Source organism: Catenulispora rubra (assembly GCF_015356825.1).
In the GTDB taxonomy this organism is placed as follows: Bacteria; Actinomycetota; Actinomycetes; order Streptomycetales; family Catenulisporaceae; genus Catenulispora; species Catenulispora rubra.
On sequence record NZ_JAACYW010000098.1, the window covers coordinates 13,572 to 35,461 of the forward strand.

Here is a 21,890-nt window from a genome sequence, read left to right on the forward strand (position 1 = left end):
GTCACGACTCCCGCAGCGAGCGGCCGGTCTTGGTCAGGAACACGTCGTCCAGCGTGGGCCGGTGCACCTCGATCGTGGCCGTGGCGATCCCGGCGTCCTCCAGCGTCCGCATCACCAGCGGCACCGCGGTCTCGCCGGCCTCGACCGCCAGCCGCAGCCGGCCGCCGTCCCGGATCTCGACCGCGCTCAGGTAGTCCTGGCCGGTCAGCACTTCCGACGCCTTCTCGGCGAAGTCCTCGCCGACGCCGACCGTGACGATGTCGCCGGAGATCTCGCGCTTGAGCGCGTCCGGCGTGCCCTCGGCCACGATGGTGCCGCCGTCGATGATCGCGACGCGGTCGCAGAGCTGGTCGGCCTCTTCCAGGTAGTGCGTGGTGAGGAAGACCGTCATGCCCTCCGAGCGGAGGCGCCGCACCTCGTCCCACATGTGTGCGCGGCTCTGCGGGTCCAGGCCGCTGGTCGGCTCGTCGAGGAAGACGATCTTCGGCTCGTGGATGATGCCCATCGCGATGTCCACGCGCCGGCGCTGACCGCCGGAGTAGGTCTTGCACTGCCGGTCGGCGTACTCGGTCAGGTCGAACGCGGCCAGCGCGGTGACCGCCCGACGCTGCGCCTCGGCCTTGCTGATGCCGTGCATCCGGGCCTGCAGGACGAGCTCCTCGCGCGCCGTGGCGTCGTCGTAGGTGGCGCCGCCCTGCGAGATGTAGCCGATGGCCTCGCGGACCCGGGCCTGCTGGGTGCGCAGGTCCGCGCCGGCGATCGTGGCGTCGCCGGCGTCCGGGACGATCAGCGTGGCCAGCATCCGCAGCGTGGTGGTCTTCCCGGCGCCGTTCGGGCCGAGGAAGCCGAAGATCTCGCCCTCGGCGACGTCCAGGTCGACCCCGACCACCGCGTCCACCTTGGTGGTCTTGCGCTTGGAGCGGGTCTCGAAGCTCTTGGCCAGACCCTTGATCTCGATGATGCCCATCTTCTTCTCCCCTTACCGGACCGACTTGGCGAACTTGCGGCCCGACCAGGCGATGACGACGATCGCGAGCGCGCCGAGCATGGCGAAGCTCTTCCACACCGCCGAGTGGTCCGGGTTGCCGGTGAACAGCTCGCGCATCCCGGTGACGGCCCAGTTGAACGGGTTGCCGTTGGCGGTGTCGCGCAGCCACAGCGGCGCCAGCGCGATCGGCAGCAGCGTGCCGGACAGCAGCATCAGCGGCTGCGCCACGTTGTTGATCAGCTGGCCGAGCACCGCCGGCTTCTTGATCTTCATCGCGATGCCGTAGGAGAACGAGGCGCTGGTCAGGTTGATCAGGGCCAGGATGCCGTAGCCGATCAGCAGGTTCGGGATCCCGACGGTCAGCCCGAACAGCAGCGAGAGCACGATGATGATGGCGGCCTGGACCACCAGCACCACCACGTCGCGGAAGGCCCGGCCCAGCAGCAGCGCCAGCCGGCTCACCGGGGTCACCCGGGCCCGCTCGACGATGCCCGCGGCCAGTTCCTGCAGCAGGTCGAAGCCCGCGTACAGGCCGCCGGCCAGCGCCAGGGCGACCAGCATGCCGGGCACGTAGATGCGGTAGGCCTCGGCCTGGGAGTGCGCGCCCATCGTCGCCAGCGCCGGCTTCAGCAGCGGCGCGAACAGCAGCAGGTACACGACCGGCTGGGCCACGCCGAGCACCACCCACATCGGCGAGCGCAGCATCAACTGGAGATTGCGTTGGAAGATCAACCAGGTGTCACGCAGGAGTTTCAAGGGAATCCCTCTCTTTCTCGCCGAAGGACGTCTTAACCGACAGAGCCAGCTGCTCGGCGGCTGTGCGGGCGCCTCCCGCGGCGGCGAACGAGTCGCGCACGTGTGCCGCCGACTCGCGGATGGACGGGTCTTCGAGCACTGTCACGAGCGCCGCGCGCAGCGCTTCGGGCCGGACTCGCGCGAAGCTCACGCGCAGCCCGGCCCCGGCCGCCGCGACCTGCGCGGCGTTGATCGGCTGGTCGCCCTTGATCGGCGCGACGACCAGCGGGACGCCGTGCGCCAGGGACTCGCAGACGGTGTTCAGGCCGCCGTGGGACACCACCGCGTCCAGCTTCGGCATCAGCTCCAGGACCGGGACGCGCGTGCGGACCAGGACGTGGTCCGGCGGATCGGGGATGCTCTCCGGCGGCGCGGTCACGATGGCCTGGACGCGGTCGCCGAGCGGCCGTACCGCTTCCACGGCCCGCTCGTAGAAGCCGTTCGACGTCCCGAAGGTCAGCGTCCCCATCGAGATCAGGACGTGCTTCTTCGCCGGGTCGAGCCAGTCGTGCGGGAAGTCGTGGTCGGCGGGCCGGTCGGCGATCGCCGGACCGACCAGCACCGCGTTGTCCGGCCAGGACAGCGGACCGGTCAGCGCCGTGCCGGTGAAGGCGATGAGCAGATGCGGTGAGAAGCGCAGGTCGTGCGGCGGCTCGCCGGGCAGGCCCGCGTCGGTCCACAACTTCGCCAGGTGGCCGTGGATCCAGGCCTCGACCTTCGGCAGCGCGCGGTAGGGGCGGGTCAGCTCCATCGTGGTGGGGGCCATCGAGGCCCAGGTCAGGCCGTACCGGTGGGCGACCAGCGCGCCGGCGACGGCGTGCTGGTCCACCGCGACCACGTCCGGCTGGAAGGCCCTGACCGCCTTGTCGACGCCCTTCAGCGACACCTTGCAGTGCGGGACGATGTACTCCTCCCACCGCGTCTTCGCCGCCGCCATGCCGCGGTCGGCCTGGCGGCGGTGCGGACGCAGCGGGATCTGCTGGATCACCGCGTCCGGGCCGACCAGGGGCCGCAGATACGACTCCGAGCCGGCCCACGCCACGTCGTGCCCTTGCGCGGTCAGCGTTTTCGCGACCGCCGCCATCGGGTTCACGTGGCCGGTCAGCGGGAGGCTGACGAACAGGAACCGGCTCATGCGCCGTCGGCCTGCGCGGTGTGTGCGGCGACGAAGGCGGCGAGGTCGCCGACGGTGAAGGCGATCATCTCGTCGACATCGAGCCCTGCGACGTGCGCCGCCAGGTCCACGGTCGCGCCGTAGCGGGCTTGCAGCGCCTCGCTCAGCGCTGTCAGCTCTATGCTTTCCAGCTCCAGGTCGCCGTCCAGCGTCGTGGCGGGGGTCACAGTCGCGCGCCAGGCGTGGTCCTCGTCGAGCACCACGCCCAGCAGCTCGACGACCTCACCGAAGGTCTTCGCCGGCTTGACCGCGCGGATCGCGCCGTACGTCATGACCCCGGTGTCGAAGCCCTTCTTCATCAACGGCCCGGCGTAGAAGAACCCGAGGACGTCGGCGCCGCGCTCGCGGGCCAGCGAGACCATCGTCGCGCGGCCGTGTTCGGGCTTCTTGATGAGCGCGAACTCCGGGTCCCAGGAGTTGGCCACGGCGCGGCTCCAGTCGACCGAGGCGACCTCGGTGAAGCCGACGGCCGTTGCCATGCGCTCGTGCTCCTCCAGGGAGGAGAAGCTCGGCATCACCTGGTGCTTGAGGATCTGGTCGACCAGTTCTTGTTCGTCCTCTGACAAGGCTCCGTCGCGCACCGACCAGGTGGCGATCGCCAGCCGGCCGCCGGGGCGCAGCAGGCGCATCGCCTCGGCGAAGAACGCGTCGCGGTCCGCGATGTGCATCAGGCTCTCGACGGCCCACAGGACGTCGAAGGACGCGTCTGGGAAGCCGGTGCTCAGGGCGTCCAGCTGATGGAACTCGGCGCGGTCGGCCAGGCCGGCTTCCGCGGCCTTCTCGCCGGCGCGGGCGGCCTGCTGGGCGCTGAGCGTCACGCCGACGACCGCGCAGCGCAGCGCGCCGGCCAGGTACAGCGCCGGGCCGCCGATGCCGCAGCCGACGTCCAGGACGCGCGCCTTGGCCGGGACGCCAGCGTAGGACACGAGTTCGTGCACCAGGCGGTCGGTGGCGGTGTGCCGGTCCGCGCCGTCCGCGTCCGGGCGCTCGCCCTCGTCCCAGAAGCCGTGGTGGACGTGCTCGCCCCACAGTTCCTCGTACAGATCGAGCGTGGTGTCGTAGTACCGCTCGACCGCCGTGTTCATGTCAGCGTTCACCGATGCTCCATTTGCAGGCGGGAAAAGAAGGCGAGGAGATTGCCGGCACGGGCAAGAAAATGCACGGATTCTACGTGTGGTACGACCGGCGATGACGCTAGCCCGCTGGCCGCATCTCGGTCAACGGTGAAAATTTGCACGGCGCAATGGCTTTATTCCAGAGCCCTGACCTGCGAACTTTACTCGAACATGGGGCCACGCTTGACGTTGAGGTCCACTTGAGCCAAAGCTTGCGCCGTCGCCGAACGGTTGTGGCAGGTCCGTGCCGCAGCCTTCCGGATGGTTTCCTTTTCTCCTTTTTCGAGATTTTCAATTCGGCGTGGGCGGAGGTGTCGGTGATGGCTGCGGGAATCGACATTCCCACGGACCCGGAATGGGTCGACGAGGTGTTGTTGGCCGGACCGGGGGACCAGGTGTGCCTGGTGCTCGGGGCGCCGGTCGACCGCTCGACCCTGCGGGCCCTGGTGGCCTCGCGGCAGGAGCGGCTGACGGCCACGGGCCTGCGGGCCGGCGGATCGGTGGCGCTGTGCCTGCCGCCGTCGCTGACGTTCATCACGAACCTGTTGGCCGCCTGGCGGATCGGCGCCCGCGCCGCGCTGCTGGACCACCGGCTGACCGCGTTCGAGGTGGAGCAGGCGGTCACCCGGCTCGCGCCGCAGTTCGTGGTGAGTACGGAGAAGTCCAGCGGCGGAGCGCTGCGGGCCTTCTACGAGGTGCAGGAGAAGGTCGTCGCGCACCCGGGGGGTCAGCCCTCTGAGACCTCGCACGCGCTGGTGCAGCTGAGCTCGGGATCGACCGGGCCGTCGAAGTCGATCGGGCGGACCGCGTCCGACCTGATCGCCGAGATCGACCGGTACACCGCGATCGGCGAGGGCGTGCCGCGCCCCGGCGAGCGGATCGTCTCGCTGGCGTCGATGGTGCACGTGCTCGGGCTGGTCGGCGGGCTGCTGTACGGCCTGCACGCCGGCGTGCAGCTGGTGCTGCCGGGGCGGATGACCGCCGACGCCATCCTGGAGGCCGTCGGCGCCGGGCCCGAGCCGACGACGCTGCTGGGCGTGCCGTTCCACATCGAGCTGCTGGCCGCGGTCGCCGAACCGCCGCGGCTGCCGCAGCTGACCGGCATGACCACCGGCGGCGAGCTGGTGCGGGCGCAGGTGCACGACGCGTTCGCCGACCGCTACGGGATCCGGCTCGGGAACATGTACGGGATGACAGAGCTCGGCGTCATCGGGACCGACCTGTTCGGGAACCACCGCCCCGCCATCATGCCCGCGCCCGGGATCGAGATCCGCGACACCGACGGCGAGCTGCACATCGCGATGGAGAACTCGCCGTACGTCGGCCTCGTGGACCCCGCGCGCTGGTCCGACGGCTGGCTGCACACCAAGGACGCCGGCACCGTCGAGGCCGACACCGGCCTGGTGCGGGTCCGCGGCCGCCGCGACTCGCAGGTCTCGATCGGCGGCCTGAAGGTCGACCTCAGCGAGGTCGAGCACACCCTGGCCGGGCTGCCCGGCGTCGAGGCCGCGGTGGTGGTGTACGGCAAGGCGATCGAGGCGTACGTGGTCCTGGCGCCGACGGGCCGTCTGGAGGACGTCCAGGCCGGCCTGTCCGAGCGGGTCGCCCCCTACAAGCGGCCCCGGGCCTGGCACGTCGTCGACCAGCTGCCGCGCACCGCGACCGGAAAGCTCGTCCGCGACCAGAGCGTGCTCTCCAACGCGCGCTGAGCTCTTCTGAGCATCCTCTACCGGAAGGAACCGAGAAGCCCATGACGTCGCACGACGAGATCAAGAAGTTCGCCTTCGAAGCCCTCGGCGAGATGAACTACGACACCGCCGACTTCGACGGCGAGACCCAGCTCGGCCCGGCCGGCGTGGACCTGGAGTCCCTGGCCCTGGCCGAACTCGGCGTCCGCGTCGAGGAGCGCTTCGGCATCCGCTTCAGCGACGACGAACTCGACGAACTCGCGTCGCTGACCATCGACGAGTTCTGCGCCGCCGTCGAGACCCGCCTGGCGACCCCCGCCACCTCGGCCTGACCCGTGACGGACGCTGAGCGCACCGTGGAAGAGCACCGCGACGAAGTCGTGGCCATGCTGGCGACCTACGGCGAGCGCACCCCCGAGGAAGTCCCCGAGACAGTCGACTCGCTGGAACTGGCCTGGCTGATCCACCAGGTCGAGCAGCGCTACGGCCGCCCCTTCGACGCCGACGACGACGCGCTCGCGCGCATGACGACGGTCGGCGCGGTGGTGGAGGTGCTCGGGGAGCTGGGCTTCGGGGGCGCGGGGTGAGTGGGGCGGCCGCGGTGCGCGCGGGCGGCGAGCTTGCTGCCGCTAACGCAGCGCGGGCTGGCGCTGAGCGCGGCGCGCGAGCGGCTGTCCGTGCGATGCACGCGATTGGCGAGCTTGCGGCGGCGCGGCGCGAGTCGGCAGCTGCTGGCAGGCTGAAGGCTGCGCGGGCTGGTGCTGTGGCTTCGAAGACTCATATCGGTGAGCTGCCTGCTCTCGGCGAGCTGCCTGCCGCCGCACCCCGAGCGCGTCGTGGGCCGACCGAGGTCGTGGTCAGCGGCATGTCCGTCTTCAGTGCGTTCGGCGCGGGCGTCGAGCCCCTGCTGCGTGCCGCGCTTGAGGGGACGTCTGGGTTCGTGCCTGTTGAGCGGTTCGATGTGGGCGCTCGGCGGGCGAAGGTTGCGGCGGTGGCGCCTGGCTCGCCGGAGCTTGTGCGGGAGCTGATTCGGGCTGTCGATGAGGCCTGCGATGGTGCCGGGCTTGGTGGCGCGGCCCGTGCCGACTGTCAGCTCTACCTTGCCATCCACGGTCAGCCTGATGGTGGCGCCGATGCGTTCGCGGCCGGTATCGCCGCCGCGTGTGGCTTCGCCGGCGCTCGTGCCTATACCTCCGCGTGCGTCGCGGCCAGTACCGCCGTCGCTGATGCTGCCGCGCAGATCGCGCATGGTCGCGCCGAGCGGGTTGTCGTTGCGGCCGGCTACCTCGTCGATGCCGATCAGTACGCGCTCTTCGACGCCGGCCGTGCCCTCGCGCTCGACGGTCGCGTGCGTCCGTTCAGTGCGGGTCGCGGTGGCCTGTTGCTCGGCGACGCCGTCGGCGCACTCGTGCTGGAGGCCGCCGGTGACGCCGCGCCGCTGGCGCGCATCGCCGGGTGGGGGCGCAGCGGCGACGCCTACCACGTCATCAAGCCCCGCCCCGACGGCCTCGGTCTGGCCCGCGCCATCACCGACGCGCTCCATCGCGGCGGCGTCGCACCTGCTGACCTCGGCTACGTCAACGCGCACGGGTCCGGCACCAAGCAGAGCGACGTCGCCGAGTCCGCCGCCCTGCGCGCGTCCCTCGGCCACGCGGCCGGCAAAATCCCCGTGAGCTCGACCAAGTCCATCCACGGCCAGGCGCTGGAGGCCGGCGCGCTGCTGGAGCTCATCCTCACCATCGCCGCGCTCGGCGCCGGGCGGCTTCCGCTCAACGCCGGCTACCTCGGCCCCGACGACGATTGCCCGCTGGCCCTCGTGCTGGAACCGGCCGTCGCAGACCTCGAATACGCGCTCACGCTCAACGTCGCGTTCGGCGGCGCCAACACGGCCCTGCTGGTGGGTGCGCCATGAGCCACACCACAGAAGCCTTCGCGTTCGTCCCCGAGCAGAAGGGCCCCGCCGGGCCCGCGCAGAACCTGCCGACCGATCTGACTGCCGCGTATGGCCGCGCCATCACCGCGACCACGCCGCGCCAGGCAGCCGCCGCCGGGCTCGTCATCCACGCCGAGGCGCACTGGCCGGAATCAGTGCACGATCACACTCCGCCCTCGCTCCCCGGCTTCATCGTCTCCAGCTTCAGCCCGATCGCCGCCGAGACCGCCGCCCGCTGCCTCAAGCGCCGCCCCGCGACCGAAAGCATTACCGAAGGCACTACCAACGGCACCACCGAAAGCACCACCGAAGCCGTCACCGCCGTCCTCATCACCACCGCCCGAGGCGACCGCGAAAGCGCCGCACACGTCGCGCGCACCGTCGCCGACGCCGGCCTGCTCGGCCCCCTCCTGTTCTTCCAGTCGGTCCCGAACGCCGTCGCCGGCCACATCGCCACGCGCTGGCACCTCACCGGCCCCGTCGTCTGCCTCGCCGACCCGGCCTCGGCCCTGGAAACCGCCGCGCTCCTCATCGAGGACGGCGACGCCGACGAAGTCCTCCTCGTGCGCATCGAACAAGGCGACCACGAACAAGGCGACCACGACCAAGCCCACGCAGTCCTCCTCCGACCAGCCTCACCAGCCCCAGCAGCCCCAGGAGAGCGCCCATGACCAGCCCGACCCGCCCCGAAGTGGTCGTCACCGGCATGGGCATGGTCACCCCGGTCGGCACCACCGCCGCCGAAGTCCACGCCGCCATGTGCGAGGGCCGCTCGGGCCTGCGCCGCCCGCCCGAGGGCCACCAGGTCGGCACCGCCCTGGAAGTCGGAGCCTTCGCGCCGCCGATCGACCCGGCCAGCGTCCTGCCCGCGACCGAGGCGCGCGTCGTCGACCGCTACATCGTCATGGCGCTCAAAGCCGCCGCCGACGCCCTGGCCGACGCCGACTTCGAAGTCGGCCGCGACGCCGACCCCTACCGCGTCGCCGTCATCCTCTCCGGCACCGGCGGTCTGGCCACGCTCGAAGCCCAGGTCGTCCTGCGCACGCAGAAGGGCCGCGTCGGCGTCAGCCCCTACCTGCTGCCCGGCATGCTCCCCAACATGGGCGCGGCGCGCATCGCCATCAAGTACGGCATCCACGGCTACGTCTCCTCCAGCGGCACCGCCTGCGCGGCCGGCGGCCAGGCGATCGGCGAGGCGCTGCGCCTGCTGCGCGCCGACGAGGCGGACGTCGTCCTCGCCGGATGCAGCGAGGCCCCGCTCTTCCCGACGCTGGCCGACACCTTCGGCAACGCCCGCGCCCTGGCGCGCGGCTGGGCCGAGGACCCCGAGGGCGCCAGCCGCCCCTTCGACCGCCGCCGCAACGGCCTGGTGCTCGGCGAGGGCGCCGGCGTCTTCGTCCTGGAGCGCAAGGACTTCGCCGACGCCCGCGGCGCCGCGGCCTACGCCGACGTCCTCGGCTGGGGCGTCACCAACGACGCCCACCACCCGACCACCCCGCGGCCCGACGGCGAAGGCGCGAGCGTGTGCATGAAGCAGGCTCTGCGCGACGCACGCCTGGAACCACGGGACATCGGCTACCTGAACGCGCACGGCACCAGCACCAAGCTCGGCGACCTCGCCGAGGCGCTGGCGATCAGCACCACGTTCGGTGCCGACGCCCCGCCGGTCAGCTCCACCAAGGCCGTGACCGGCCACATGCTCGGCGCCTCCGGGGTGGTCGAGTCCGCGGTGTCGATCCGGGCCCTGCTCACGGGGCTGCTGCCCCCCACCCACAACCTCGACGACCCCGATCCCGGCTGCGATCTCGACCACCTCCGCAAGATTCCGCGCGCGGTGCCGGTCGAGCACGTCATGTCCAACTCGTTCGGGTTCGGAGGCCACAACGTCAGCGTCGTGTACGGCCGTCCCAGCACGCAGCGGTCCCGTACGGCATAGCGGAAGGCGACAGGCAATGGACATCCTCGGCATCGATCATGTCGAGTTCTACGTGGGAGACGCGCGACAAGCCGCGTTCTTCCTGTGCACGGCGTTCGGGTTCCACGTCGCCGGGCACGGCGGGCCGGAGACCGAGCTGCCCCGCCAGCGCAGCCTGCTGCTGGCGCACGGCGACAGCAGGGTCCTGCTGACCTCCGCCCTGGCCGGCGCGCACCCGGCCGACGGCTACGTCTCCCGGCACGGCGACGGCGTCGGCGTCATCGCCTTCGGCACGGGCGATGCGACCGGCGCCTACGAGGAGGCGGTGGCCGCCGGCGCGACGTCCGTGGAGGCGCCCCGCACCTACAAGGCCGACGGCGAGTCCGTGACCACCGCGAGCGTCGGCGGCTTCGGCGACGTCGTGCACCGCTTCGTCGAACGGCACGGCGCCGCGTTCTGGCCCGGCGCGATCGAGGCCCAGCCGGCCCCGCCGCGCACCGAGCCCGAGCTGGTCCGCGCCATCGACCACGCCGCCGTGCTGGTCCCGGCCGGGGAGCTGGAGCCGACCGTCGAGTTCTACCAGCGGGTCTTCGGCTTCAAGCTGATCTTCGAGGAGTACATCGAGGTCGGCGCCCAGGGGATGTACTCCCAGGTGGTCCAGAGCCCGTCCGGCGGCGCGACGTTCACCATCATCCAGCCCGACATGAGCCGGCAGAGCGGCCAGATCGACGACTTCCTGGCCTGGCACGGCGGCGCCGGCGTGCAGCACCTGGCGCTGAGCACCGACGACATCGTGGCCACGGTCCAGAGCTTCGCCGCCAACGGCGCGGGCTTCGCCGAGACCCCCGGCACCTACTACGACGCGCTGTTCGAGCGCCTCGGCGAGATCGACCTGCCGGTGGACCGGCTGCGTCCGCTGGGCATCCTGGTCGACCGCGACCACTGGGGCCAGATGTACCAGATCTTCGCCAAGTCGATGCACATCCGGCGGACCTTCTTCTGGGAGCTCATCGAGCGGCACGGCGCCAAGACCTTCGGCACCAGCAACATCCCCGCGCTGTATGCGGCCAAGGAACGGGAGCTCGCCGGAGTGCGCGACGCCGTAGAAACGGGAGCAATAGGAGCGGCGGGACAACTATGACAGCCGAGAGCGTGCAGAAGCAGTTCGTCCTGACCGACGACGAGGCGGCGCTCCTGCCGACCGACGCGCAGGTCCAGGAGTACCAGGAGCGCGGCTGGTTCCTCACCGGCAAGCTCTTCAGCGACGACGAGGTCGACGCGCTCGTCGAGGCCACCGACCGCTTCTACGACGGCGAGCGCAGCCGCGAGCTGCCGGTCCGCCCGCCGAAGCTGGCCTCGTGGAAGCCGTCCGACGGACCGGTGCAGCGGCACAACGACTACGTGCACTACGAGAGCGACGCGATCGCCAAGATCCTGTGCAAGCCGCTGATCGGCGCGGTCGCCGCCCGCCTGGCGCGGGCCGACGAGATCCGCGTCTTCCAGTCCACGCTGATCTACAAGCCGCCGATCGCCGGCGAGCCGAGCAACGTCGTGCCCTGGCACTTCGACCGCCACTACTGGGCCTCGTGCACCTCCGAGAGCATGCTCACGGCGTTCATCCCGTTCCACGACTGCGGCCCGGAGATGGGCACGATCACCATGGTCGACGGCAGCCACCGCTGGACCGAGATCGGCCGCGAGGACTCGATGGTCCGGCACTTCGCCGAGCGCGACAAGGCCGACCTGGAGCGGGTCCTGGCCGAGAACGCCGCGCACAACGGCGCCGAGATCCGCAAGATCCCGATGGACATCCCCAAGGGACACATGAGTTTCCACCACTGCCGGACCTATCACGGCAGCGGCCCGAACCTGAGCGCGCGGCCCCGCCGCGCGATCTCGTTCCACCTGCAGGACGGCGCGAACGAGAACCAGCGGTTCGCGCTCGGCGACGGCACCTTCGCCGCCTACAACCACGACGTCCTGGTCCGCCGGCTCGCCGACGGCCGCCCCGACTACGCAGACCCCGACTACTGCCCCGTGCTCTGGAGGAACTGATGGCTGCCACACGTTACGACTGGGGCCAGCGGCACCCTGGTATCGACCGTCTCGAAACCGAGATCACGCCCGCCCGCAACGAGGTCGTCGGGCACGCGCTCTACGCGCGGCTGCGCGACACCGAATCGATCCGCACCTTCCTGGAGCACCACGTCTTCGCGGTCTGGGACTTCATGTCCCTGCTCAAGTCGCTCCAGCGCAACCTGACCTGCGTCGCGGTCCCGTGGGTGCCGACCGGCCCGACCGGCAGCCGCCGGCTGATCAACGACATCGTGCTGGTCGAGGAGAGCGACGAGCTGCGCGGCGGCTTCATCAGCCACTTCGAGCTCTACGTCGCCGGGATGGCCGAGGCCGGCGCCGACACCTCGACCATCGAGGCGTTCATCGCCCTGCTGCGGGCCGGCGCGACCGTCGAGGCGGCGCTCGCCGAGGCCGAGGTCCCGGCCCCCGCGGCCGCGTTCGTGGCGCTCACCTGGGACATCGTCGTCGCGGCGCCCATCCACTGCCAGGCCGCGGCCTTCGCCTTCGGCCGCGAGGACCTGATCCCGGACATGTTCCAGCAGGTGGTCACGGTCAACGAGACCGTCGGCGGGCTGGACACCTTCGTCGACTACCTGGCGCGGCACATCGAGGTCGACGGCGAGGAGCACACGCCGATGGCCATGCAGATGCTGGCCGACCTGTGCGGCGACGACGACACCAAGTGGGAGGAGTGCGCCGCCACGGTCAAGCGGGCGCTGGCCGCGCGCGCCAAGCTGTGGGACGGGATCCTGCTGGCCATCGGCGAGCGCGAGACGACGCTGGTCGGAAGCAGCGATGGCTGACCTGGCAGCGGCCGGTTCGACTCCGGTCGACCCGGCCGCGCCGCACGCGGCTGATTCGGTTTCGCAGGGCTCGGCGGCGGCCGCCTCGGCCGCGCCGGGCCCGGCCGGGGTTGGTTCGCCGAGGCCTGACACGGCGGCGCCTGGCTCGGTGTCGGCAGGCTCGGCGCGTGCTGCGGCGACTCCAGCCGCTCCGGCCAAGCCCGACTCCGCCGCGCTCTACCGCACCGTCCGCCTCATCCGCCGCTTCGAGGAGCGGGCCGTCGAGCTGGTCCACGCCGGCCACATCTTCGGCGGCATCCACCCCTACACCGGGCAGGAGGCCATCGCCGCCGGCACCTGCGCGGCGCTGCGCGAGGACGACCTCATCACCAGCACCCACCGCGGCCACGGCCATGTACTGGCCAAGGGTGCGGATCCGGCGCGGATGATGGCCGAGATCGCCGGCCGCTCCACCGGGCTGAACTCCGGCCGCGGCGGCTCCATGCACGCCGCCGACTTCGGCATCGGCATCCTCGGCGCGAACGCCATCGTCGGCGCCGCCGCGCCGATCGCCACCGGCGCCGCGTGGGCGGCCCGCTGCGCGGGCTCCGATCGCGTGGTCCTGACCTACTTCGGCGACGGCGCGGTCAGCCAGGGCGTCGTGCTGGAGACGTTCAACATGGCCGCGCTGTGGCGCGCGCCGGTGGTCTTCGTCTGCGAGAACAACGGTTTCGCGACCACCACCCGCACCGCCGACGTCGTCGCCGGCTCGATCACCGGCCGCGCCGAGGCCTTCGGCATCCCCGCCGAGCGCGTGGACGGCATGGACCCCGAGGAGGTGTTCGCCGCGACCGCCCGGGCCGTCGCGCGGGCCCGTCGCGAAGAGGGCCCGACGCTGCTGGAGTGCGTGACCTATCGCTACGACGCCCACCACACCTGGGAGCACGCCGCGCGCCCCCGCTACCGCACCGCCGAGGAGGTCCAGCTCGGACGCGTCGTCGATCCGCTGGACGTCCAGGGCGCGCGCATCGACCCCGGCCTGCGCGCGCGGATCGACACGGAGATTGAAGTGCTGCTCGAAGAAGCGGTGCGCTTCGCCCTGGAGAGTCCGCACCCTGATCCGGCCACCGCGCTGGACCACCTCTACGCCGACGGCACCACCGCCCGGGCCGGAGCGATCTGATGACGATCCTGTCCTATCTCAAGGCCCTGAATCGCGCCATCACCGACGAGATGGAGCGTGACGAGGCGGTGTGCGTGTTCGGCGAGGACGTCCGGGTCGCGGTCACGAACGTCACCGCCGGCCTGGTCAAGCGGTTCGGCGACGGCCGCGTGCTGGACATGCCGATCTCCGAGCAGGCCTTCACCGGCATCGCGACCGGCGCGGCGATGGCGGGCCGGCGTCCGGTGATCGAGTACCAGATCCCGGCGCTGCTGTTCATCGCGTTCGAGCAGATCGTCAACCAGGCCCACAAGTTCTCGCTGATGACCGGCGGGCAGACCCGCGTGCCGGTGACGTACCTGATCCCCAGCTCCGGATCCCGTGACGGCTGGGCGGGTCAGCACTCTGATCATCCCTACAGCCTGTTCGCGCACGTCGGGGTGAAGACCGTGGTCCCGGCCACCCCGGCCGACGCCTACGGCCTGCTGGTCACCGCGATCCGGGACGACGACCCGGTGGTGGTGTTCGCCCCGGCCGGCGCGATGGGACGGCGGCAGGACGTGGACCTCGCGCAGCTCGCGCCGGTTCCGTTGGGCGTCGGGCGGATCCACCGCCCGGGCACGGACGTGACGGTCGTGGCGGTCGGGCACCTGGTCCACGCCGCGCTGGAAGTCGCCGAGGAGCTGGCCGACACCATCGACGTCGAGGTCTTCGACCCGCGCAGCCTGCACCCCTTCGACTGGCAGGGGCTGGCCGAATCGCTGGAGCGCACCGGACGCCTGGTGGTCATCGACGACAGCAACCGGTCCTGCGGGATCGGCGGCGAGATCCTGGCCACCGCCGCCGAACAGATGCGGCTGGTCGCCCCGCCGAAGCGGGTCACCCGGCCGGACGGCGCGGTGCTGCCGTTCGCCGAGGGACTGGACCGTGCGTTGCAGCCGACGCGGGAGCAGTTGCGCCACGCGATCCAGGCCGTGGCGAAGACAGGGAGCGCGCGATGAGTGAAGCAGAATCGGTCCAGGAAACACCGGAAGTACCAGAAGTGCCCGATGCGCCGGACACGCCGGAAGCCCCGGTCGCGCTGGTCACCGGAGCCGGCAACGGAATCGGTGCCGCGCTGTGCGCCAAACTCGCCGCCTCCGGCCACCGCGTGGTCGTCGTCGACATCGATCCCGAAGCCACGGCCAAGTCCGCGGAATCCTGCGGCGGCATCGCGTTCCCGGCCGACGTCTCCGACCTGGATCAGAACCGTGCGATGGTCGCGTACGCCGTCGAGCACTTCGGCCGCCTGGACATCGCGGTCCTCAACGCCGGCGTCAGCTCCGACCAGCCGCCGGACCTCCCGCTGGACGTCGAGCGCTACCGCCGCGTGCTCGGCGTGAACGTCGACGGCCTCGCGTTCGGGATCGATGCGACCGTTCCCGAACTCGCGCGGCACGCCGGCCGGATCCTCGTCACGGCCTCGCTCGCCGGCCTCGGCCCCGACCAGGCCAACCCCTTGTACGCGCTGACGAAGAGCGCCGCGATCGGCTACGTCCGCGCCATCGCCGCCTCCCTGGAGCAGCGCGACGTGCGTATCAATGCCCTGTGTCCCGGCTTCACGGACACCGCGATCCTGGGCATCACCCGCCGCCTGATCCGCAAGCAGGGCTTCCCGCTGCTGAGCCCGGACGACGTCGCCGACGCCGCGCTTACCGTCCTGGCCGAGCCCGGCACCGGCCAGGCCTGGACCGCGGTCGCCGGCCGCCCGCCGCAGCTCTTCGCGTTCCCGCCGCTGCCCACGACCCTCATGCCCGACGGCTCGCAAGCCCGGTTCCGGCCGTTCCTGAGCCGGGCCGCCAAGAAGGAGGACACGCCATGACCGCCACCGGCATCCGGGCCGCGCTCGCCGCCGACCCCGGCCTCGGCGCCGGCAACGTGCTGCACAAGCTCATCGAGCACGGCGCACCGCTGGACGGCCCCGGCATGACGTTCGACACCGCGGTCGACGACCACCCCGCCGGGCACGCCCTGACCCTGGGCGAGCTGCGCGACGCGGTCGCCGCGCGCGCCGCCTGGCTCAGCGCGCAGGGCGTCGGCCCGCGCGACCCGGTGGCCGTCTACGTCACCACCGCCGCCGACTGCTTCCTGCACTTCATGGCCCTGAACTGGCTCGGCGCCATCCCGGCGCTGATGAACCCCAACCTGCCGGGCGACGTGGCCGCCGAGTACATCCGTCGTCTGCGGGCCGTCGGGCTGCTCACAGACGCGGACCATCGGCGGCTGCTCGCCCGGTCGGACCGCGGTCTGGAACTGGGGTTCCGGATCGACGCGGTCTACGACGTGACGCAGACCCCGGCCGGCGACCCGGCCGCCGCGCCGGCGCCGTACCGGCACGCCGACGACGACCCGATCGCGATCACCCACTCCTCGGGCACGACCCGGATGCCGGCCGCGGTGACGCAGACCCACGGGAACCTGTTCGTCGGCACGCGGTTGCAGCGGCTGCGCAAGCCCAAGGCCCGCGGCACCGACCGTATTCTCAGTGTCCTGCCGGCGCCGCACGCCGCCGGGATCATGGCGATCAACCACGCGCTGTGCAATCGCAGTGATCTGCTGTACCTGTCGCGGCCGGACGACGGCGCGGCGGTGGTGGACGCGATCGAGCGCTGGCGGCCGACCGGTGTGTTCGGCTTCGCGGTGACCTGGGCCGAGCTGGCGCGTATCGACCTGGCCTCGCGCGCCGTGGACTCGGTGTCGCTCTGGTACAACACCGGCGACTGCGCGCACGAGCCGCACATCCGCCACCTGGTCGCCGTCGGCTCGCACGAGACGGTCACGCGGGAGGGCGTGCAGCGGGTGCCCGGATCGATGTTCGTCGACGGCCTGGGCTCCAGCGAGATGGGCCACTCGGCGTTCCACATCACCCACACCCCGGACACCGAGCGCTACGGCCGCTGCGTCGGCCAGACGCACGACTTCGTGGAGATCAAGCTGCTCGATCCGCAGACCGGGGACGAGGTCCCGGTCGGCGAGGTGGGGCTGTGCGGGATGAAGTCGGCGTCGCTGTCGCCGGGCTACTGGAACGACTCGCTGAACACCTACCGAAACCGGCGCAACGGCTACTACCTCACCGGCGACCTGCTCTACCGGGACGAGGAGGGCTACTTCTACCACGTGGACCGCATGGTCGACGCGGTCGACCTCGGGGCGGGGCGGTGGCTGTACACGGCGATGTCGGAGGAGCGGATCCTCAAGGACTGCCCGGACATCCTGGACTGCACGGTCGTGGCCGTGCCCACCGACGACGGCGTGGTGACCGACGTGCTGCTCACGCTGCATCCGTGGGCCGATCCGGACGCCGACTGGGAGCCGGCGGTGCGCGGTTCGCTCAGCGCGGCGGCCGGGGCGACGCTTCGCAGGGTCCTGGTGATCGGGGAGGACCAGCTGGTCGTCGGGCCGACTGGGAAGGTTCGCAAGTTCCTGATGCGGCAGCGGTACGCCGCCGCAGCAGCGACCGCCGCAACGCCGGTCGCGGCCGGGGCCGCAACCTCCGTCGCAACCCCGGTCGCGCAGGAAAGCGGGGCACTGTGACCGCGCTGACCGCGATCGGCACCTACCTGCCGGCCGAGCGCGTGCCGATCGAGGACCTGGCCGAGCGGTTCGGGCTGACCGCCATGCAGACCAAGGTGTTCCGGCGCTATCACAAGCTCGGCGAGGTCAGCCGGGACGCCGGCGGCACGCTGACCGATCTGCTGCGCGGCGCGCTGGACGACCTGGACGGCCTGGTCGGCAACGAGCACCGGGTCCGGTACGTCATCCACGCGCGCACGTTCCCGACGGTCTCGCCGTACCCGCTGAACCCGCTGCGCGAGCTGTGCCGGGAACGCGGGCTGGACCACGCCGAGACCTTCGCCGTCGGGCACCACGCCTGCGCCTCCGGCCTACTGGCGATCGACGTCGCGGGCCGGCTGCTGGCCGCCGACGCCGCCGCGTACCCGGACGCGCTGGCGCTGATCCTGGCCGGGGAGAAGGCGTTCACCGGCGAGGCGCAGATGGTGCCGGAGACCTCGTTCTTCGGCGAGGGCGCCTCGGCCTGCCTGGTCAGCGCCTCCGGGGAGCACGACCGCCTGCTGTCCTACAGCGCCGACCTGCGCGGCGAGTTCGACGGCGACTCGATGGAGCAGGCCCTGGAGTTCCAGCGGGTGTACTCCGACTCGCTCGGCGAGGCGATCCTGGCCGCCGTCGAGGGCGCCGGGCTGACGATGGCGGAGATCGCGCTGGTGCTGCCGCACAACGTCAACGTGGTGGCGTGGCAGCGGGTCTGCAAGCGGATCGGCTTCCCGCTGGCGAAGGTCGTGCTGGACAACGTCGCCGCCGACGGCCACGTGTTCTGCGCCGACGCCTTCCTGAACTACCGCACCGCCAGCCGCCGCGGCCTGCTGCGCCCGGGGGAGCGCTACGTCGTCGCGGCGGCCGGCGCCGGCCGGGGCGCGACGTTCTCGGCCATGGTTTTCGAACACTGAGACTGCCGGGCGTATCAGCCCTTTGGGAAAGGACCGTCATGACGGAGCAGAGTCTGGATCTGCACATCGGCGCCATCGCGGAAGCCGATCCGGTCTTCCGCGCCAAGATCGTGGACACCGTCTGCGGTCTGCTGCCCGACGTGCTCAAGCGGGAGGTCGAGGGCGCCGGGGAGAACACGACCCTGATGGAGGACCTCGGGATGAGCTCCACCGGGGCGCTGGAGATCGTGCTGCTGTTGGAGGAGAACCTGGAGGTCGAGATCAGCGTGGAGGATCTGGGCCGCGAGCACTTCGAAACCGTCGGAACGCTGGCGGATTATGTCGCCGGCAACGTGATCCCCGAAGACTGAGGTGTGGTGAGGCCATGCACACAACCGTTCCACCCGGGCCCGACAGCGTCGCCGAGCCGGTCGACCGGTGGGGGATCCGCCGCGCGGTGCGGCTGGCGTTCCCCGGAGCGTCGAGCCTGGCCCAGGACCAGGCGCACACGGCCCGGCTCGACGTCTACCTGACCGATCTGCTGCAACCGCACGGCCTGGCGCTGAACCCCGGGGCGCTGGCCCCGCGCGGGCAGTCGTACGGGGAGATGGCCGAGGCGCTGATCGAGCTGGCGGTGCCCGCCGGGGAGGGCGTGGACCTGCTGGTGATGGCGTATGCGATCCCTGACATCACGCCGGGCCGGGCCACCACGACCTACCTGAGCCACGTCTGCCCCGGCCGGCCGATGGCCTTCGCGGTCAGCGACGAGGGCACCGCGGCGGGGTTCACCGGGCTGCGGCTGATCCGCGAGTACGCGCGCAGCGGCGACTACCGGCGGGCGCTGCTCGTGGTGGTCGAACAGGCGTGGCTCGCCTACGACCCCGGGGTGCCGGCGGCGATGCCGTCCGGGCACAGCGGGGTCGCGCTGCTGTTCGGCGACGGCGGCGGGGACGGTGTCGACGAGCTGGTCGGCGAGGCCGGCGTACCGGTGTCGGTATCTGTGTCGGGCCTGGCCGGCGCGTCGAACGCGTCGGAGCCGGTGGCGATGCTCGGACCGGTCCGGGTGCGGGCCGGGGCGCGCGAGGGGTCGCCGGGTGCTGAGATCGAAGAACTCGGCGAGGCGCGGACCGTGATCCTCGGCGCGGTGCTCAAGGCTGAGGCCGACGCGCTCGCCGGGCACGCTGATGTCGTGCTGGCCTCGCCGGGGCGTCCCTACACCGGCGTGTGGTGGGAACTGGTCGCGGCGTTGGAAGCCGAGCGTGGGGAGCACCGTATCGTGCTCGCCGACTCCGATCCCGATCTCGGATTCCTTTGTACCGCGGCGATCGACGTCCGAGGCCGCCGCAGTGGTACCGGTCCCGAGACCACGGATCCGTTGCTGTGCTTCACCGACTACCTCCAGGCCGCCAAGTCCCGGGTCACGCCCGAGATCTGGGACTTCATCGACGGCGGCGCCGATTCCGAGCGGACCGTCGCGGCCAACCGGAACGCCTTCGCGCGCGTCGATCTGCGGCCGCGAGCCCTGGTCGACACAGAGGTCTGCGACACCCGGACCGCGATCCTCGGCTCGACGGTCGGCACGCCGCTGGCCGTCGCTCCCACGGCCTATCACCGGCTGGTGCATCCCGACGGCGAGGTCGCGACGGCCCAGGGGGCCGGGGCGGCCGACGCGCTGTACGTGGTGAGCATCTTCGCCAGCCGTACGTTCGAGGACATCGCGCATTCGGCGTCCGGGCCGCTGTGGCTCCAGCTGTACTGGCTGCGCCAGCGGGAGGCGCTGGTCGGGCTGATCGACCGCGCCGCCGCGGCCGGCTATCGCGCCCTGGTGCTGACGGTCGACATCCCGCGGATGGGGCGGCGGCTGCGCGACATGCGCAACGGGTTCGCCGTCGGCCCCGACTGCGCGGCGGTGAACCTCGACGCGGCGCTGATGGCCTCGGCGCACACGCGGGGCGTGGGGACGTCGGCGCTGGCCGTGCACACCGCGCAGACCATCGATCCGTCGGTGACGTGGGCCGATCTGGCGTGGCTGCGGGAGCGCAGCGAGCTGCCGATCGTGCTCAAGGGGATCCTCACCGCCGAGGACGCGCGGCTCGCGGTCTCGTACGGCGCGGACGCGATCATCGTCTCCAACCACGGCGGACGCCAGCTGGACGGGGCGGTGCCGAGCCTGGTGGCGCTGCCGGAGGTGGTGGAGGCGGTCGCCGGGGCGTGTCCGGTGATGTTCGACGGCGGCGTGCGCAGCGGCGGGGACGCCTTCGCAGCATTGGCTTTGGGGGCGGCCGTGGTGTTCCTGGGGCGTCCGGTGCTGTGGGGACTGGCGGTCGGCGGCGCGGCCGGGGTCGCAGGGCTCTTGGATCTGGCGACCGGGGAGCTGGCGCACACGATGGCGTTGACCGGGCGGCCGTCGCTGGAGGTCATCGACCGCAGTGCGGTGCGGTGCGGATTCGACGCGCGGACGGAGCCGTGAGCATGCAGTGGCGGCGTGAAGAGCTGCACGTGGCGGTACGGGACCCGGCCGCGGCCTCGATGAACTTCCTCAACGAGGTCGCGGCACGGTTCCCGGACGCGGTGTCGCTGGCGGCCGGGCGGCCGTACGACGGGTTCTACGTGGCGGACGACATCGAGCGGTACCTGCGGGTCTACCGCGATCATCTGGCGAGCACCGGGCTGTCCGGCTCGGCGGTCGATCGGACGCTGCTGCAGTACGGCCGGACCAACGGCGTGATCGGGGACCTGATCGCCCGGACGCTGGCCGTCGACGAGGGGATCGACGTGCCGGCGGAGGCGGTGATGGTCACCGCCGGGTGTCAGGAGGCGATGATCATCGCGCTGCGCGGGCTGTGCGCCGGGCCCGAGGACGTGGTGCTCGCCGTCGAGCCCTGCTACGTCGGGTTCACCGGGGCCGCGCGGATCCTCGGGATCGAGGTCGTGCCGGTGCCCGAGGCGGCCGACGGCCTGGACCCCGACGCGGTGCTGCGCGTGGCGCGCGAGGTGCGGGAGTCGGGCCGGCGGCCGCGGGGGCTGTACGTGGTGCCGAACTTCGCCAACCCCTCGGGCGTGTCGATGCCGGTGGAGGTGCGGCAGCGGCTGCTGGAGGTGGCCGCCGAGGCCGAACTGCTGATCCTGGAGGACGATCCCTACGGCCTGTTCGGGCTCGAGGACGAACCCCGGCCGACGCTGAAGGCGCTGGACCGCGAGCAGTCGGTGATGTACCTGGGGTCGTTCGCGAAGTCGGTGTTCCCCGGCGCGCGGGTGGGGTTCCTGGTCGCTGATCAGGTCGTGGTGGACGGTTCTGGTCGCCGCTCACTGCTGGCCGAGGAGCTGTCGACGGTCAAGAGCATGCTGACGGTGAACACCTCGCCGATCGCCCAGGCGGTGGTCGGCGGCGTGCTGGTGGAGTCGCAGTACAGCCTGCGCTCGGCGAACCGCGCGAAAACCGAGTTCTACCGCCGCAACATGCGCGCCCTGCTGGCAGCCCTGGAGCTGGAGTTCGAGGGCGACTCGCGGATGACGTGGAACACGCCGAACGGCGGCTTCTTCGCAGTACTGAACGTCCCCTTCACAGCGGACGAGGCGCTGGTGGAGGTCTCCGCGCGGGACTACGGCGTGCTGTGGACCCCGATGGGCTTCTTCTACGCCGGCGGCGGGGGCGAGAGGGCGATTCGGCTGTCGTGCAGCGCGCTGGAGCCGCCTCGGATCGAGGAGGGCGTGCGGCGGTTGGGGAAGCTTGTGCGGGACCGGGTGCTGTGATCGGGGTGGGGACTGAGGTAAGGGC

The 21,890-nt window shown here is 71.6% G+C and carries 21 protein-coding genes; 17 read left to right on the forward strand and 4 right to left on the reverse strand.

The window, feature by feature from the left end; all coding sequences use genetic code 11:
• Window position 1: 1 nt before the first annotated feature.
• Genes GWK61_RS25345 through GWK61_RS25360 form a run of 4 tightly spaced genes read right to left on the reverse strand, consistent with a single transcriptional unit; the run spans window position 2 to window position 4,054 of the window.
• Window positions 2-961: an ATP-binding cassette domain-containing protein gene (locus tag GWK61_RS25345; protein WP_194911958.1), complete on the reverse strand. Its 960-nt coding sequence runs from the start codon at window positions 959-961 to the stop codon at window positions 2-4.
• Between the two features lie 18 nt (window positions 962-979).
• Complete coding sequence (locus tag GWK61_RS25350) at window positions 980-1,744, reverse strand: ABC transporter permease (RefSeq protein ID WP_194911937.1); 765 nt, start codon at window positions 1,742-1,744, stop codon at window positions 980-982.
• Window positions 1,728-2,918: a glycosyltransferase gene (locus GWK61_RS25355; RefSeq protein WP_194911938.1), complete on the reverse strand. Its 1,191-nt coding sequence runs from the start codon at window positions 2,916-2,918 to the stop codon at window positions 1,728-1,730. Before GWK61_RS25355 ends, GWK61_RS25350 begins: the two co-directional genes overlap by 17 nt.
• Complete coding sequence (locus tag GWK61_RS25360) at window positions 2,915-4,054, reverse strand: methyltransferase domain-containing protein (protein ID WP_194911939.1); 1,140 nt, start codon at window positions 4,052-4,054, stop codon at window positions 2,915-2,917. Before GWK61_RS25360 ends, GWK61_RS25355 begins: the two co-directional genes overlap by 4 nt.
• Window positions 4,055-4,392: 338 nt before the next feature.
• Here GWK61_RS25360 and GWK61_RS25365 point away from each other — a divergent pair, with 338 nt between their 5' ends.
• The 17 genes from GWK61_RS25365 (at window position 4,393) to GWK61_RS25445 (ending at window position 21,865) form a co-directional block, all read left to right on the forward strand.
• A complete protein-coding gene (locus tag GWK61_RS25365; RefSeq protein WP_194911940.1) occupies window positions 4,393-5,781 on the forward strand; it encodes a class I adenylate-forming enzyme family protein in 1,389 nt (462 codons plus the stop codon).
• Window positions 5,782-5,822: 41 nt separating this feature from the next.
• On the forward strand, window positions 5,823-6,092 hold the full coding sequence (locus tag GWK61_RS25370) for an acyl carrier protein (RefSeq protein ID WP_194911942.1): 270 nt from the start codon (window positions 5,823-5,825) through the stop codon (window positions 6,090-6,092).
• 54 nt (window positions 6,093-6,146) lie between these two features.
• Window positions 6,147-6,347, forward strand: coding sequence for a hypothetical protein (locus GWK61_RS25375; protein ID WP_194911960.1), 201 nt, complete (start codon window positions 6,147-6,149; stop codon window positions 6,345-6,347).
• Between the two features lie 278 nt (window positions 6,348-6,625).
• The gene (locus tag GWK61_RS25380; RefSeq protein WP_194911944.1) at window positions 6,626-7,672 is read left to right on the forward strand and encodes a beta-ketoacyl synthase N-terminal-like domain-containing protein; all 1,047 of its coding nucleotides are present in this window, start codon (window positions 6,626-6,628) and stop codon (window positions 7,670-7,672) included.
• Window positions 7,669-8,364: a hypothetical protein gene (locus GWK61_RS25385; protein ID WP_228562925.1), complete on the forward strand. Its 696-nt coding sequence runs from the start codon at window positions 7,669-7,671 to the stop codon at window positions 8,362-8,364. The genes GWK61_RS25380 and GWK61_RS25385 overlap by 4 nt, the downstream gene beginning before the upstream one ends.
• On the forward strand, window positions 8,361-9,629 hold the full coding sequence (locus tag GWK61_RS25390; protein ID WP_194911945.1) for a beta-ketoacyl-[acyl-carrier-protein] synthase family protein: 1,269 nt from the start codon (window positions 8,361-8,363) through the stop codon (window positions 9,627-9,629). The genes GWK61_RS25385 and GWK61_RS25390 overlap by 4 nt, the downstream gene beginning before the upstream one ends.
• Before the next feature lie 16 nt (window positions 9,630-9,645).
• Window positions 9,646-10,749 carry a 4-hydroxyphenylpyruvate dioxygenase gene (gene hppD, locus GWK61_RS25395; protein ID WP_194911946.1) on the forward strand — a complete coding sequence of 368 codons (1,104 nt, stop codon included), beginning with the start codon at window positions 9,646-9,648 and terminating at the stop codon, window positions 10,747-10,749.
• Window positions 10,746-11,663 (forward strand): phytanoyl-CoA dioxygenase family protein, encoded by a 918-nt coding sequence (locus GWK61_RS25400; RefSeq protein ID WP_194911947.1) that lies wholly within the window; start codon window positions 10,746-10,748, stop codon window positions 11,661-11,663. Before hppD ends, GWK61_RS25400 begins: the two co-directional genes overlap by 4 nt.
• The gene (locus tag GWK61_RS25405; protein WP_194911948.1) at window positions 11,663-12,487 is read left to right on the forward strand and encodes a DUF3050 domain-containing protein; all 825 of its coding nucleotides are present in this window, start codon (window positions 11,663-11,665) and stop codon (window positions 12,485-12,487) included. Before GWK61_RS25400 ends, GWK61_RS25405 begins: the two co-directional genes overlap by 1 nt.
• Window positions 12,480-13,649: a thiamine pyrophosphate-dependent dehydrogenase E1 component subunit alpha gene (locus GWK61_RS25410; protein ID WP_228562926.1), complete on the forward strand. Its 1,170-nt coding sequence runs from the start codon at window positions 12,480-12,482 to the stop codon at window positions 13,647-13,649. The genes GWK61_RS25405 and GWK61_RS25410 overlap by 8 nt, the downstream gene beginning before the upstream one ends.
• The gene (locus tag GWK61_RS25415; RefSeq protein WP_194911949.1) at window positions 13,649-14,629 is read left to right on the forward strand and encodes an alpha-ketoacid dehydrogenase subunit beta; all 981 of its coding nucleotides are present in this window, start codon (window positions 13,649-13,651) and stop codon (window positions 14,627-14,629) included. Before GWK61_RS25410 ends, GWK61_RS25415 begins: the two co-directional genes overlap by 1 nt.
• Window positions 14,626-15,489, forward strand: coding sequence for an SDR family oxidoreductase (locus GWK61_RS25420; protein ID WP_194911950.1), 864 nt, complete (start codon window positions 14,626-14,628; stop codon window positions 15,487-15,489). The genes GWK61_RS25415 and GWK61_RS25420 overlap by 4 nt, the downstream gene beginning before the upstream one ends.
• Window positions 15,486-17,201, forward strand: coding sequence for a class I adenylate-forming enzyme family protein (locus tag GWK61_RS25425; RefSeq protein ID WP_194911951.1), 1,716 nt, complete (start codon window positions 15,486-15,488; stop codon window positions 17,199-17,201). The genes GWK61_RS25420 and GWK61_RS25425 overlap by 4 nt, the downstream gene beginning before the upstream one ends.
• A complete protein-coding gene (locus tag GWK61_RS25430) occupies window positions 17,198-18,133 on the forward strand; it encodes a 3-oxoacyl-[acyl-carrier-protein] synthase III C-terminal domain-containing protein (protein WP_194911953.1) in 936 nt (311 codons plus the stop codon). The genes GWK61_RS25425 and GWK61_RS25430 overlap by 4 nt, the downstream gene beginning before the upstream one ends.
• Window positions 18,134-18,171: 38 nt before the next feature.
• Entirely contained in the window at window positions 18,172-18,483 is a 312-nt protein-coding gene (locus GWK61_RS25435) for a phosphopantetheine-binding protein (RefSeq protein WP_194911955.1), read from the forward strand.
• 14 nt (window positions 18,484-18,497) lie between these two features.
• Entirely contained in the window at window positions 18,498-20,582 is a 2,085-nt protein-coding gene (locus GWK61_RS25440; protein WP_228562927.1) for an alpha-hydroxy acid oxidase, read from the forward strand.
• Between the two features lie 2 nt (window positions 20,583-20,584).
• Entirely contained in the window at window positions 20,585-21,865 is a 1,281-nt protein-coding gene (locus GWK61_RS25445) for an aminotransferase-like domain-containing protein (protein ID WP_194911966.1), read from the forward strand.
• Window positions 21,866-21,890: the final 25 nt, after the last annotated feature.

What these genes read in the sequence shown, in the direction of transcription:
- GWK61_RS25355 (WP_194911938.1), bottom strand. Translation starts at nt 2,918, where the DNA reads ATGAGCCGGTTCCTGTTCGTCAGCCTCCCGCTGACCGGCCACGTGAAC.
- GWK61_RS25365 (WP_194911940.1), top strand. Translation starts at nt 4,393, where the DNA reads ATGGCTGCGGGAATCGACATTCCCACGGACCCGGAATGGGTCGACGAG.
- GWK61_RS25370 (WP_194911942.1), top strand. Translation starts at nt 5,823, where the DNA reads ATGACGTCGCACGACGAGATCAAGAAGTTCGCCTTCGAAGCCCTCGGC.
- GWK61_RS25375 (WP_194911960.1), top strand. Translation starts at nt 6,147, where the DNA reads ATGCTGGCGACCTACGGCGAGCGCACCCCCGAGGAAGTCCCCGAGACA.
- GWK61_RS25380 (WP_194911944.1), top strand. Translation starts at nt 6,626, where the DNA reads ATGTCCGTCTTCAGTGCGTTCGGCGCGGGCGTCGAGCCCCTGCTGCGT.
- GWK61_RS25385 (WP_228562925.1), top strand. Translation starts at nt 7,669, where the DNA reads ATGAGCCACACCACAGAAGCCTTCGCGTTCGTCCCCGAGCAGAAGGGC.
- GWK61_RS25390 (WP_194911945.1), top strand. Translation starts at nt 8,361, where the DNA reads ATGACCAGCCCGACCCGCCCCGAAGTGGTCGTCACCGGCATGGGCATG.
- hppD (WP_194911946.1), top strand. Translation starts at nt 9,646, where the DNA reads ATGGACATCCTCGGCATCGATCATGTCGAGTTCTACGTGGGAGACGCG.
- GWK61_RS25400 (WP_194911947.1), top strand. Translation starts at nt 10,746, where the DNA reads ATGACAGCCGAGAGCGTGCAGAAGCAGTTCGTCCTGACCGACGACGAG.
- GWK61_RS25405 (WP_194911948.1), top strand. Translation starts at nt 11,663, where the DNA reads ATGGCTGCCACACGTTACGACTGGGGCCAGCGGCACCCTGGTATCGAC.
- GWK61_RS25410 (WP_228562926.1), top strand. Translation starts at nt 12,480, where the DNA reads ATGGCTGACCTGGCAGCGGCCGGTTCGACTCCGGTCGACCCGGCCGCG.
- GWK61_RS25415 (WP_194911949.1), top strand. Translation starts at nt 13,649, where the DNA reads ATGACGATCCTGTCCTATCTCAAGGCCCTGAATCGCGCCATCACCGAC.
- GWK61_RS25420 (WP_194911950.1), top strand. Translation starts at nt 14,626, where the DNA reads ATGAGTGAAGCAGAATCGGTCCAGGAAACACCGGAAGTACCAGAAGTG.
- GWK61_RS25425 (WP_194911951.1), top strand. Translation starts at nt 15,486, where the DNA reads ATGACCGCCACCGGCATCCGGGCCGCGCTCGCCGCCGACCCCGGCCTC.
- GWK61_RS25435 (WP_194911955.1), top strand. Translation starts at nt 18,172, where the DNA reads ATGACGGAGCAGAGTCTGGATCTGCACATCGGCGCCATCGCGGAAGCC.
- GWK61_RS25440 (WP_228562927.1), top strand. Translation starts at nt 18,498, where the DNA reads ATGCACACAACCGTTCCACCCGGGCCCGACAGCGTCGCCGAGCCGGTC.
- GWK61_RS25445 (WP_194911966.1), top strand. Translation starts at nt 20,585, where the DNA reads ATGCAGTGGCGGCGTGAAGAGCTGCACGTGGCGGTACGGGACCCGGCC.